Raw genomic sequence first — 11,938 nt, 5'->3', positions numbered from 1 at the left:
ACCACACCCCACTGGCCCACCTACCACAACCACCAACAACGCCACCACATCCCCCTCCCCACCTACCCCTTCCAACACAAGCACTACTGGCTGGAGCCTCAGACTCCGAAGGCCGTGGTCCGGCACACGCCCGGCCCGCACCCGCTGCTGGACCAGGTGCTGCTCCGGTCTGCCGGCCAGTCCGTCTTCCTCACCGAGTTCTCGCTGGAACGGCACTGGGTGCTCTCCGAGCACAAGCTGCTCGGAGAGGCGATCGTCCCCGGAACCACGTACCTGGAGATGGCCCGGGCCGCCGCGTCCGAACATTTCGCCCGCCCGGTCACCGAGCTCCGCGACGTCACCTTCCTCGTTCCGCTGCTGGTGCAGGACGGCCTTCCCCGTACGGCGCACACGACCGTCCGTGAGATCGACAACCTGCGGGCCGAGTTCACCGTGGCCAGCCACGACCCGGCGAGCGACCACTGGACGACGCACGTCCAGGGCACGGTCGGCGTCAGGCCGCACTCCTCACCCGCTCCGCAGCAGGACCCGGCTGCCCTGCGTGAACTGTGCTCGCTGGAGAGCGTGGACATCGCCCGGCGGCAGACCGAGCACACGGTGATGGATTTCGGCGACCGCTGGCGCAGCAGCCTGCCGACCGTGCACGTCGGCGTCCGAGCCGCCCTCGGCGTACTCGACCTGCCCGAGCAGTACCGCACCGAGTGCCAGGACCACCCCCTGCACCCGGCCCTGCTCGACCAGGCCACCGGGTTCAGCGGCTTCGCCGTCCTGGAGAGCGCCGAGGACCGCCGGCTCGCCCTCGGCGAGCGGGACTTCTTCCTGCCGGTCGGCTACGACTCGCTGCTCCTGCACGGCCCGCTGCCCGCCCGCGGCCTGAGTTTCATGCGGCCGCACCCGGGCTATGTGGACAATGCCGAGTTCCGCAAGGTCGACGTGGTGGTCTGCGACGAGTCGGGGGCCACCGCCGCCGAGATCCGCGGCTTCACCGTGAAGCGCGTCACCGACGCCCGGAGCACGGTCGCCCAGCTGCGCCCGCACGCCCGGCACCACGCCCTCCGATGGATCCCGGCGCCGGCGCCCGAGCAGCAGCAGGCCCCGCCCGCCCGGGTCCTGGTGGTCGGTGAGCACGGCGGCATCGGAGCGGTGCTGAGCGCCGCGCTCCGTGCGCGTGGAATCGACGTCACCGAGGCGGAACTCGCAGGCGAGTGGCGGCAGACCGCTCCGGGCCGGTACGAGGTCCCGCCCACCCAGGAGGGCTTCGGGCACCTCCTGGATGCGCTCGGTGCGGACCTCCCGGACGAGGTCGTACACGTCGCGGCTCCCGCCGACGGCGGCGTCCAGCAGGATCTGCGGACCCTGGAGGCAAGGCTCGACCACGGCGTCCACAGCCTGTTCCACCTGGCCCGCAGCCTCTCCGAGCGCGGTGCCGCCCCGGCCAGGCTCAGCGTGGTCGCCCCCGCGGTGGCACGGGTGACCGGCACCGAGCCGGAGAATGCCGCGGTGCACGCGACGCTCTTCGGCCTGGCCAAGGTGATCGGGCAGGAGTTCGAGGACACCGAAGTGTTCTGCCTCGACATCGCCGCCGAAACCGGCGCGGAGGCCGTCTGTGCCGAGCTGCTCGGGGCCCGGACCCCCACCACGGTCGCGCTGCGCGGCGGACTGCGGTACGTCGCGGAGCTCGCGCCGGTGCACCTGCAGGAGCAGCCCAGGTCCGCACCGGTGCGCCCGGACGGGGTGTACCTCATCACCGGCGGCCTGGGCGGGCTCGGCCTCGCGGTCGCACGCCACCTGAGCCGTTCGGTGCCGGGTGCGCGGCTCGCCCTGGTCAACCGCACCGAACTGCCTCCGCGCGAGCAGTGGGACGAGGTCGCCGACGCCAGGCTGCGCGGGCAGATCGAGGCACTGCGCGAACTGGAGCGCAACGGCGCCGAGGTCCGCAGCTACTCCGGTGACGTCACCGACCTCGCAGCGATGGAGGCGGTCGTCGCGAGGATCCGCGCCGAACTGGGCGCGATCGGCTGTATCGTCCACGCGGCCGGCGTCGCCGGCGACGGCTTCCTCTTCCGCAAGGAAGCGAAGGCCTTCCGCCGTACGCTGAACCCCAAGGTGCTCGGCGCCACCGTGCTGGACCTGGTCACCCAGGACGATCCGCCGGAGCTCATGGTCAACTTCGGCTCCACGGTGGCGATCTTCGGAGCGGCCGGGCAGGGCGACTACACTGCCGCCAACAGCTACCTGGACCACTTCGCCGAACAGCGCTCCGCGCGCGGCCGGTGGACTGTGACGGTCGACTGGAGCGACTGGCTGGAAACCGGCATGGCTTTCGACCACGGAGTCCAGCAGGACCAGGGCTTCTTCCGGTCGGTGTCGGTCGAGGACGGTCTCGGCAGCTTCGAGGAGATCCTCTCCTCGGCCTGCAGCCAGGTGATCGTCGGCGAGATCAACTACCACAAGCTGGGCAACTCCAGCGGGCTCTCGGAGCTGCTGCGCCGCGCTCCGCTGGTACTGGCCGCCCCGATCAGGCAGGCCATCGCCGCCGCCCGCGGCGATGCCGGCGAATCCGACGAGACGGCGCCCGGCACCCCGTCCGACGGAGAGCCGAAGCTCTTCGGCAGGGAGAGCGGCGACTTCAGCGACACCGAGCGCGCGCTCGCCCGGATCTGGGCCCGCGAGCTCGACCTCACCGAGCTCAACGTGCACGACACCTCGTTCGCGCTCGGTGTGGACTCGCTGGCCGCGCTCCGGATCGCCCAGAGCATCCAGAAGAACATGGACATCCGGGTCTCCATGGTCGACCTGTTCCGCTACGTCACGATCTCGGACCTCGCCGCGCACCTGGACACCAAGGACACCCAGGACTGAGCAGGCACACCCGTTTCCCTCTCTATCGCACGAAAAGGTGGTACCCCGGTGAGCATCCGAACCATAGGTGTGATCGGCGCCGGCACGATCGGCCGCGGCGTCGCCCAATCCTTCGCGGAGTCCGGATTCGAGGTGGTCCTCGTGGACATCTCGCAGGCCCAGCTCGACAGCGCGACGGAACAGATCGGCCGCGACCTGCTGGTCCAGCCGATGCTGCTCGGCAAACCCTTGAAGGAGGACGCGAAGACCGTACTCACCCGGATCACCACCGCCACCGAGCTCACCTCGCTGGCCGGTGTCGACTTTGTGGTCGAGAACGTCACCGAGGACTGGGCCGTCAAGCGGTCGGTCTACGAGCAGATCGACACGATCTGCCGCCCCGGGGTGATCTTCGGTGTGAACACCTCGGCCGTGCCGATCACCCGGGTGGGCTCGGTCACCGGGCGGCCGGCCGAGATCCTCGGGCTGCACTTCATGAACCCCGTCCCGATGATGGACACCGTCGAGGTCGTCAGCGGGCACTTCACCAGTGAGGCGACGCTGGACACCGCCCTCGGCCTCCTGTCGGAGATGGGCAAGGAGGGCATCGTCGTCCAGGATGCCCCGGGCTTCATCACCAACCGGGTCCTCATGGTGACCATCAACGAGGCGATCTTCTGCGTCCAGGACGGGATCGCCTCGGCCGAGGACGTCGACAAGATGTTCCGCGGCTGCTTCGGCCACAAGATGGGCCCCCTGGAGACCGGGGACCTGATCGGCCTCGACACGATCCTGAACTCGATCACGGTCATGTACGAGAGCTACAAGGACAGCAAGTACCGCCCCGCCCCGCTGCTCCAGCGGATGGTCGACGCACGACTCCTGGGCCGCAAGACCGGCCGGGGCTTCTACACCTACTAACCCGACACAGCCAAGGAGAAAACCCACATGACGAACGACGATGTGCGCACCCGGGTCCGTGAATTCCTCGCTCCGCAGCTGGTCGGCCAGCCCCTTGCCGACAGCGACGACTTCTTCGCCCTCGGCTACGTCAACTCCCTCTTCGCGATGCAGCTCGCGCTCTTCGTGGAGAAGGAGTTCGCCCTGACCCTCGGCCCGGCGGACATGGACTTCGACAACTTCCGCACGGTCGACGGCCTCGTCCGCCTCGTCACGTCGCGGAAGGCGACGGCGGCCTAGTCCAGTCCCCCCGCGGGCGCGCGGCGGCCCCAGGCCGCCGCGCGCCGGACCGATCGACCGCTCTCCCACCGGCGAGGAAATCGACCACCATGACCCACCCCAACCAGGTCCTCACCCGGATCGACCTGCACAGCCCGATCCCCGAGGCGCTGGCCGCCGAGATCGAGCGCCGGCTCTTCTTCGTGTCGCCCGAGATCACCGGCTTCGAGGTGCACGCGGACGGCGGCGAAGTGCGCTCCGTGACGCTCCGCTCCGAACAGCCGATCCCGCACGACGCCTTGGCCGAAAAGGTCAATTCCATGGTGGACAACGACGTCCGCAAGCAGTGGGTGACGCCGGCCAAGGCCGTCTGGACGTCGCCGCACCAGCGCACCCCGCACCAGGGCATATTCGAACTGCTTTCCGAGATGGGTGCGGTGGCAGAGGTCGGCGAGGGACAGGTCGCCATCGGCGAGCCGCTGCTCTCCCTCTTCACCTACTTCGACCGTGCCGTGTGCGACCTGCTGGCCGAGGACCACGAGGTCCGCGAATACCGCTACCCGACGCTGATCAGGACGAAGTCGCTGGAGACGGCAGGCTACTTCAAGGCCTTCCCGCAGCACCTGATGTTCGTCACCCGGCTGCGCAACGATCTGGACGTCTACCGCGGCTTCCAGGAGCGGCACGCCGCCACCGGCATCGATTCCGCGGTACTGGACTCCTGCGGCAACGTGGACTACTGCCTGCCGCCCACGATGTGCTACCACACCTTCAGCCAATACAGCGACCGCACGCTGGACGCGGACCGGCTCCACGTGGTCACCGCGCGCGGCAAGTCGTTCCGCTTCGAGGCGGCGTACGCCACCGGCCTGGAACGGCTCTGGGACTTCACCATCCGGGAGATGGTCTTCATGGGGTCCCGGGAAGACGTGCTGAACGCCCGCGAACGCTTCATGCGGAAGGTCTTCGCCTTCGTCGAGGAGCTCGGCCTGAGCGGCTTCTGCGAGGTGGGCAACGACCCGTTCTTCTGCGGCACCGACACCTCCGAGCGCATCTGGTCCCAGCGGCTGCTGGAGCTCAAGTACGAGCTGCGGCTCCACATCGCCCCCGAGAAGACGATCGCCGTCGGCTCCTTCAACTTCCACGACGACCTCTTCGGCAAGGCCTTCGGCATCGGCCACGGCCCGGACGGCCCGACCCGCAGCGGCTGCGTCGGCTTCGGCCTGGAACGGCTCGTCTACGCCTTCCTCTGCCAGTACGGCCTCGACTCCGCGGCGTGGCCCGCCCGGGTCCGCGCCGCCACCGGCGGGAGCTGACCATGGGCGAGAGCAAGGGCCGTGCCCCGCGGAGCCAACAGGAGGAGATCCTCTGCGCGGTGTTCGCCCAGGTGCTCGGCCGCGACCGGGTCACCATCGACGACTCCTTCTTCGAGCTGGGCGGCCACTCCCTGCTGGCCACCCGCCTCGCCGGCCGCATCCGCGCCGCCCTGGACGTGGAAGTCCCCGTACGGACGGTCTTCGAGGCCCCCACCGTCGCCCAACTGGCCGAGCACCTGGAGCAGGGATCCGGCAGCCGGCGCCCGCCACTGCGCCCCGTGGAACGCCCGGCGGAGATCCCCCTCTCCCAGACCCAGCGGCGTCTGTGGTTCCTGAACCGCCTGCACGGCGCCGCCGGGCACTACAACATGCCGATGGCCCACCGGCTGCGCGGTGACCTCGACCTGCCCGCCCTGCGGCTCGCGCTCGACGACCTGGCCGCCCGGCACGAGAGCCTGCGCACCGCCTACCCGGACTGGGACGGCCGGCCCCAGCAGATCGTCCTGGAGCCCGACGAGGCTCCGGTCGAGCTCGCGGTCGACACCGTCACCGAGGCCGAGCTGCCCGGGGCACTGAGCGCCGCGGCCGGCTACGCGTTCGACCTCACCGCCGAGACCGCCCTGCGGGCCCACCTGTTCCGGCTGTCCGAGGACGAGCACGTCCTGCTCCTGGTCGTCCACCACATCGCCTGCGACGGCTGGTCCCTGCTCCCCCTCAACCGCGACCTGGCGCTCGCGTACGCCGCGCGCCGTCTCGGGCAGGAGCCCGACTGGCCCGAGCTCGCGGTCCAGTACCCCGACTACACGCTCTGGCAGGAGGAGCTGCTGGGCGACCCGGAGCACCCCAACAGCCTGGTCAACAGGCAGCTCGCCTTCTGGAGGGGGGAGCTGGCGGGGATACCCGACCGCTTGCGGATCGACGTCACGATGCCGCGCCCGGACACCCCCTCGCACCGGGGCGGCCGCATCCCCTTCCGCGTCGGGCCGTCGACCCACCGGGCACTGAACCACCTGGCGCGGGAGACCGGCACCAGCGTGTTCATGGTCGTGCAGGCCGCCCTTGCGGCCCTGCTCACGAGACGCGGGGCCGGTACCGACATCGCCATCGGCATTCCCACCGCCGGCCGCACCGACGAGGGCCTCGACGACCTGATCGGATTCTTCGTCAACACGCTGGTGCTGCGGACCAGGACCGACGGCGACCCGACGTTCCGGGAGCTGCTGTTCCGGGTGCGGAGCACGGACCTGGCGGCCTTCGCCCACCAGGAGGTTCCGTTCGACCACCTGGTGCAGGCCCTCAATCCGCCGCGCTCCCCCGCCTGGCACCCGCTCATCCAGGTGATGCTCGCGTTCCAGAACAACGAGAGCGCCGAACTCCGGTTTCCCGGCCTGGAGGTGGCGACCGAGCCGGTCACGGAGGGGATCACACGCTTCGACCTCCGCTTCGAGCTGTTCGAGGGCTTCGACGGCCACCGGGCCCCGGACGGCATCGACGGCAGCCTCACCTACGCCCTCGACCTGTTCGCACCCGCGGAGGCCGAACGGCTGACCCGGGAGTTGACCGAGCTGCTCGACGCGGTGGCCGCCGCTCCCGGCGCGCGGCTCAGTGAACTCGACGGTGCGCCCGTCCACGAGCTGACAGGCGGCGGCCCGTCGGCCGTGCCGGAGCCCACCACCGGGGACGGCCCCCGGATCGCCTTCGTCTGCTCCCCGTACGGGCAGCAGTGGGTCGGCATGGGAAGGACGCTGTTCCGCACGGAACCCGCCTTCCGGGCGGCGCTTGAGGAGTGCGACGGCGAGCTGGCCCGGCACACCGGCTGGTCCCTCGTCCACGAGCTCTTCCTCGACGAACCCGAAGCCAGGACGGAGGACGTCGGCGTCATGCAACCCATCGTCTTCGCGATCCAAGTGGGCATCGCCCGCTGGCTGGAAGAGGCGGGCGTCCGACCAGCCGCTGTCACGGGTCACAGCGTCGGCGAGATCGCCGCCTGCGTCATCGCAGGCATCCTCGACCTGCCGGAGGCGGTCCGGCTCGTCCACCACTACAGCGATCAGCAACGCCGCGTGGCCGGCCGTCACAGCGGCATGGCCGTGGTGGAGCTCTCGGCCGTGGACCTCTCGAAGCACCTGCGAGGCCTTGAAGGGAACGTCTCCATCGCCGCGCGGAACGGACCGCGGACCACCGTGCTTGCCGGCGACCGGTCCGAGCTGGAGGCCATCGTCGCCGAGCTCCAGGTCGCGGACGTGCTGTGCGCGATGGTGCGAGTCGACCTGCCGGCCCACAGCCCGGCGATCGATCCGATCCTGGCGGACCTCGAACGGGCCATAGGTGTGCTCACCCCCAGGCCCGGGCGGATCCCGATGATCTCCTCGGTCACGGGGCAAGCGCTCGACTGGCAGCAGGCCACCGCGGGCTACTTCGCCCAGAACCTGCGCCAGCCCGTCCTGCTGGCCGACTCCACCGCCGAGCTGCTGACCAACCATGACGTACTGGTCGAGGTCAGCGCCCACCCGGTGCTCGCCCCGGCGCTGTGGCAGAGCGTCGAGGAATCGGGTGCCGCCGCGACCGTCCTGACCACCATGCGCCGCGGCCAGGACGACCGCACGGGCCTCACCGAGGTACTCAACGCCCTCGAACAGCTCGGCCTGAAGGTGGACTCCCCGGGCCCCAAGGCCCGGTCGGCGTAGATCCGATGAGCCGCGGCCACTCCGGCCCGGTTCGAGGTGCAGTCCACAGCCTGGCGCTGACGGGTATTCAGTGACCAGGCGGTAGGCTGATGTTGGACATATGAGCGCGCGTGCACCCCTGTTGACGGAACGTCTCGGCGCAGCGCCGCCACATCTCACGTGACCCCCGGGGAGGGACCATGACCGATCGCAAGCCGCCTGGTATGGATTTCGAGTCTTGGGTGGACCGTCAGATCAGGGAGGCCGGCGACCGCGGCGACTTCGCGAACCTACCGGGATTGGGAAAGCCGCTGCCCTCGCTTGACACCCCCTACGACGAGATGTGGTGGGTCAAGGGCAAGATGCACCGCGAGGGACTCGCCGCCCTGCCACCCGCTCTCGCGCTGCGCAAGGAGGCAGAGGACGCGATGGACGCGGTCAACGCCGCCCGCTCCGAGCGCCAGGTGCGGGACATCCTCACCGAGATCAACGAGAAGATACGCGCGGCGCTGCGAATGCCCCCGCCGGGACCACCCCTGCGACTCTCGGAATTCGACGTCGACGAGGTACTCGCAGCGTGGCGCGAGGCCCGCTCCGAGTAGGGCCTCGAACAGACCACCGCCGAAGGTGACGGCTTGGAGTGCGCAGCTCAAGCCGTCACCGCGCGGTCGGGGTGCTGCGGCTCGGCGGAGGCGGCGAAGACGCCGCCGAGACTGGGAACGGCCAGGCCGGGCCGGACGGCGCCCCCCGTTCGCTTCGCCCAACCGGTCGGTCAGCCAAGCTCGGCAAGCACGCGGGAGAGGGGTTCGCCGCGCTGCCCGCGCAGGCCGACACCGACACCGACGGCGATCTGGACTGAGGCGTCGCGGTCGACTCCACGATCGTGCGAGTGCATCAGCACGCGGCCGGGGCCCGCGCCGTCGGGGCCGACGCACCTCGGCGTGGGCCCCGACGGCAAGTTCACATAGCCGGACAGCTACTTCGCCACCTCTGTCCGCAGGGCGCCCGCTTCGATGGCACCGCGGAGGATGTGGGCGATCCCTTCGGGCTTGAGGTCGATGCCGTTGAGCCCTTCCAGGGTCAGCGGGATCTCCTCCAGCGCGTACTCGCCGCGACCCTCGGCGCTGAACTCGGGACCGGTGCGGTCTTCGAAGGACCAGGTGGCGATGCGGGCGAGGTAGAAGAGCTGACGCTCGTCGCCGGACTCCATCGCGTGGAGGAGGCGGACGATGTCGGCCTTCCCCGCGATCTCCTCGTGGATCTCCCGGTGGAGGGCGGCCTCCCGGGACCCGTCACCGGGCTCGACGCCGCCGCCGGGGAGCACCCAGTACTCGGGGATGTCGGGCTTGGTGCGGCGGATGACCAGCATCGTGTCGTCGGCGGTGACGAGGACGGCGCGGGCTCGTTCCTTCATGTCGGTCTGTCTCCTTGCTTGTTGTCGGTCCCAGTGCAGCAGCCAGCCGCCGTCGACGTGGACGGGTTGCCCGGTGATGAACGAGGCGGAGGGCCCCACGAGGAACTCCACCAGGGCCGCGACGTCCGCGGGCCGGCCTCGGCGAGGGACGCACTGGCGCTTGATCTGCTCCTCCGGGCGGGCACGGTGCTGAGTGGGGATGGCGTTCTCGGCCTCGACCTGGATGGCGCCGGGCATGACCGTGTTGACGCAGATCCCGTACGGGCCCAGTTCGCGGGCGAAGGTGCGGGTCAGGCCCACCAGCCCGGCCTTCGCGGTGCTGTACGCGACGAGGTTCGTACGGCCGACGCGGGCGTTGACGCTGCCGATGTTCACGATCCGTCCCCAGCGGCGTCCGATCATGCCGGGGGTCACGGCGTGGCAGGTGCGGTAGTGGGCGGTGAGGTTCACGTCGAGGGAGTAGTTCCAGGCGGCCTCGTCGGTGTCCTGCCAGGGGACACGGGGGTAAGAGCCGGCGTTGTTCACCAGGATGTCGATGGCGCCGATCTCTGCACGGACGAGGTCGACCATGGTCTGGACGGCGCCGGGGTCGGTGAGTCGGCGTTCGCCGCGATGCCGGGGCTGCCGTCGCGCTCGAAGGCGGCGAGGAGGGCCTGCGCGTCCGTTTCCTGGCCAAGGTGGTTGACCGCGACGGTCGCGCCGGCCGCGGCGAGCGCCCGTCCGATCTCGGCGCCGATGCCGGTCGCCCCGCCGGTGACGAGGGCGGTGCGGCCCTGGAGAGGGCGGGCGTGAAGAGGGGACTCAAGCAGGGGCACGGACATTGCTGCTCCGTCCGCCGGAGTGGGAATGAAGGGTCGGTGTGGTGGTGAAGAAGGTGTCGATCGTTGTGCGCGGGTCCTGGCTCTCGGCGAGCTTGATCAGTACGAGAAAGAGGTCGTGGCCGGTCAGCCTGGAGGCCGGGATGACGCCGATGATGCGCAGGGCGAGGAAGGCATGGATCTCCTCCAGGCTGCTGCCGTCCTCTCTACGGAGGCGGTGCAGGGCCCGTGCAATGGCCGCAATGCGGCCGGGTCCGGTGTTCCACGAGTACCGGACGTCGATGTGGCGGCTGCCTTCGTGCAGCTCCAGGTGCTCGATGCGCGGGCCGGTCAGGGGCGGCAGGGCGAGGCGGAGTGTGCGGGCGTAGACGTCGGGCTGGTAGCGGGGGACGAGCCAGCCGCCCAGGGCCATCAGGTACCAGAGCAGGTTGGCGGCCTCGCCCACGGCGGTGTTGCGGCCGGCGAACTCGAAGTCCAGCCAGCACAGCCGCTCGGCGATGTTCGGCTCCGTGGGGTCGCCTTGGGTCAGACCGGCCAGCCAGCGGCGGTCGGGGGCCAGGACGTGGCGCAGGCTCTCGATGACGTCCGCGACATTGAGCGTCAGCTGCCTGCCGTTGGCCGTGAGGGTGAAGTCGGCCAGCTCCCGGAGTGTGAGGGTCGTATTGGCGTGGGGCAGGGTGATCGGCAGGTCACGGCGCAGGTACCAGCGGTCCAGGCGCCCGCCCGGGCGGATCCGGTCGAGGTAGAGGTCGGGGACGCACGCGGCCAGCGGCACGCGCTTGCCGGTCTCCTCGGCCGCCGCCCGCAGATCGGCGCAGACGCCGTCCACGAGCCGCTCCAGGCGGGGCAGCACGGCCGGGTCGCGGTCGGCGAGGGCGATCACGTCGCCCATGAGTAGCTCGCAGCGACCGGTGGCGAAGACGTCCTCGTAGGCGAGGACGTGCCGGTCCGGTAGCGCGACCTGCCCGTGAAAGTCCGGAACCGCGATGCGTGAGGCGAGCCGGGTCCATCCCTTCACCTCGGCTTCGGCCTGTTCACGGGTCCCCACCGGCTTGTGGAAGATGCCCTCTGTCGCCGCGGGCCGCCTGAGTACTCCGGCGGGATGCCGGATATACCAGCGGTCGGGCATTCGCTGCAGCCCTCGGCTGGCATGAGTCGAAGGTCTCGAAGATCGAGCACGGCAAGCAGAACGCGAGCGAAGAGGACATCCGCGCGTGGTGTGAGGCGACGGACCAGGGCGAGCACACTGCCGACCTCATCGCCACCGTTCGTCACATCGATGAACTCTGGCTGGAGTGGCGCCGGCAACTGCAGACCGGCGCCGAGATGCGACAGAAGAAGTCCCTACCGGTCTACGCCAAGACGAAGCTCTTCAGGATCTGGCATCCCAATGCGATATGGGGGACGTTCCAGACCGCCGACTACGCAGCGGCGATCTTCCAGCAGGCTGTGCGCTTCTACGAAATGCCCAACGACACTGAGGCCGCGGTCGCGAAGCGGATGGAACGGCAGAGGTACCTCTACGAAGGCAGCCGGAGGTACCACGTCCTCCTCGGCGAGCAGGCGCTTTACTCCAACGTCGGCGGTCCAGGCGTGATGAAATCGCAGCTAGGCCGTGTATCGGAAGCGGATCATGCGCATAGGGTGTCGGCATGTCGCTGAGCCACATAGCCCTCTCGTCCGGTCGCTCGATCGAACTCACCG

General features: G+C 69.9%; 10 protein-coding genes and 2 pseudogenes. 9 read left to right on the top strand and 3 right to left on the bottom strand.

Annotated elements, in window-relative coordinates; all coding sequences use genetic code 11:
- The 7 genes from AB0M92_RS38750 to AB0M92_RS38720 all read left to right on the top strand — a co-directional run.
- Positions 1-2,862, top strand: a 2,862-nt coding sequence (locus AB0M92_RS38750; RefSeq protein ID WP_366107098.1) for an SDR family NAD(P)-dependent oxidoreductase, incomplete at its 5' end; no start/stop codon positions are given.
- A gap of 48 nt (positions 2,863-2,910) precedes the next feature.
- A complete protein-coding gene (locus AB0M92_RS38745) occupies positions 2,911-3,762 on the top strand; it encodes a 3-hydroxyacyl-CoA dehydrogenase NAD-binding domain-containing protein (RefSeq protein WP_366107097.1) in 852 nt (283 codons plus the stop codon).
- Between the two features lie 27 nt (positions 3,763-3,789).
- Entirely contained in the window at positions 3,790-4,041 is a 252-nt protein-coding gene (locus tag AB0M92_RS38740; RefSeq protein WP_366107096.1) for a phosphopantetheine-binding protein, read from the top strand.
- Between the two features lie 89 nt (positions 4,042-4,130).
- A complete protein-coding gene (locus AB0M92_RS38735) occupies positions 4,131-5,336 on the top strand; it encodes a hypothetical protein (protein WP_366107095.1) in 1,206 nt (401 codons plus the stop codon).
- A 2-nt stretch (positions 5,337-5,338) separates the two neighbouring features.
- Positions 5,339-8,023: a condensation domain-containing protein gene (locus tag AB0M92_RS38730; protein ID WP_366107094.1), complete on the top strand. Its 2,685-nt coding sequence runs from the start codon at positions 5,339-5,341 to the stop codon at positions 8,021-8,023.
- Between the two features lie 179 nt (positions 8,024-8,202).
- Positions 8,203-8,604: a DUF1992 domain-containing protein gene (locus AB0M92_RS38725; protein ID WP_366107093.1), complete on the top strand. Its 402-nt coding sequence runs from the start codon at positions 8,203-8,205 to the stop codon at positions 8,602-8,604.
- 38 nt (positions 8,605-8,642) lie between these two features.
- Entirely contained in the window at positions 8,643-8,861 is a 219-nt protein-coding gene (locus tag AB0M92_RS38720) for a hypothetical protein (protein ID WP_366107092.1), read from the top strand.
- A gap of 117 nt (positions 8,862-8,978) precedes the next feature.
- Here AB0M92_RS38720 and AB0M92_RS38715 read toward each other — a convergent pair whose 3' ends face one another.
- The 3 genes and pseudogenes from AB0M92_RS38715 to AB0M92_RS38705 form a co-directional block, all read right to left on the bottom strand.
- Positions 8,979-9,416, bottom strand: a complete 438-nt coding sequence (locus AB0M92_RS38715; protein WP_366107099.1) for an NUDIX domain-containing protein — start codon at positions 9,414-9,416, stop codon at positions 8,979-8,981.
- 102 nt (positions 9,417-9,518) lie between these two features.
- Positions 9,519-10,237: pseudogene (locus AB0M92_RS38710) on the bottom strand (SDR family NAD(P)-dependent oxidoreductase); the annotation flags it as partial.
- Positions 10,218-11,282, bottom strand: a complete 1,065-nt coding sequence (locus AB0M92_RS38705) for a hypothetical protein (RefSeq protein ID WP_366107091.1) — start codon at positions 11,280-11,282, stop codon at positions 10,218-10,220. The gene AB0M92_RS38705 and the pseudogene AB0M92_RS38710, both read right to left, overlap by 20 nt.
- A gap of 56 nt (positions 11,283-11,338) precedes the next feature.
- Between AB0M92_RS38705 and AB0M92_RS38700 the strand changes: the two are divergent.
- Both AB0M92_RS38700 and AB0M92_RS38695 read left to right on the top strand, forming a co-directional pair.
- Positions 11,339-11,467: pseudogene (locus tag AB0M92_RS38700) on the top strand (helix-turn-helix transcriptional regulator); the annotation flags it as partial.
- Between the two features lie 93 nt (positions 11,468-11,560).
- Entirely contained in the window at positions 11,561-11,896 is a 336-nt protein-coding gene (locus AB0M92_RS38695; protein WP_366107090.1) for a Scr1 family TA system antitoxin-like transcriptional regulator, read from the top strand.
- Positions 11,897-11,938: the final 42 nt, after the last annotated feature.

Origin of the sequence: Streptomyces sp. NPDC051582 (assembly GCF_040681715.1) — a bacterium.
Classification (GTDB): domain Bacteria; phylum Actinomycetota; class Actinomycetes; order Streptomycetales; family Streptomycetaceae; genus Streptomyces.
The sequence above is the reverse complement of the archived record's forward strand: the minus strand, read 5'-3'. Positions and strand labels throughout refer to the sequence as shown.

Excerpts from the sequence above, each read along its gene's own strand:
- AB0M92_RS38730 (WP_366107094.1), top strand. The coding sequence starts at position 5,339 with ATGGGCGAGAGCAAGGGCCGTGCCCCGCGGAGCCAACAGGAGGAGATC.
- AB0M92_RS38695 (WP_366107090.1), top strand. The coding sequence starts at position 11,561 with ATGCGACAGAAGAAGTCCCTACCGGTCTACGCCAAGACGAAGCTCTTC.
- AB0M92_RS38735 (WP_366107095.1), top strand. The coding sequence starts at position 4,131 with ATGACCCACCCCAACCAGGTCCTCACCCGGATCGACCTGCACAGCCCG.
- AB0M92_RS38725 (WP_366107093.1), top strand. The coding sequence starts at position 8,203 with ATGACCGATCGCAAGCCGCCTGGTATGGATTTCGAGTCTTGGGTGGAC.
- AB0M92_RS38715 (WP_366107099.1), bottom strand. The coding sequence starts at position 9,416 with ATGAAGGAACGAGCCCGCGCCGTCCTCGTCACCGCCGACGACACGATG.
- AB0M92_RS38740 (WP_366107096.1), top strand. The coding sequence starts at position 3,790 with ATGACGAACGACGATGTGCGCACCCGGGTCCGTGAATTCCTCGCTCCG.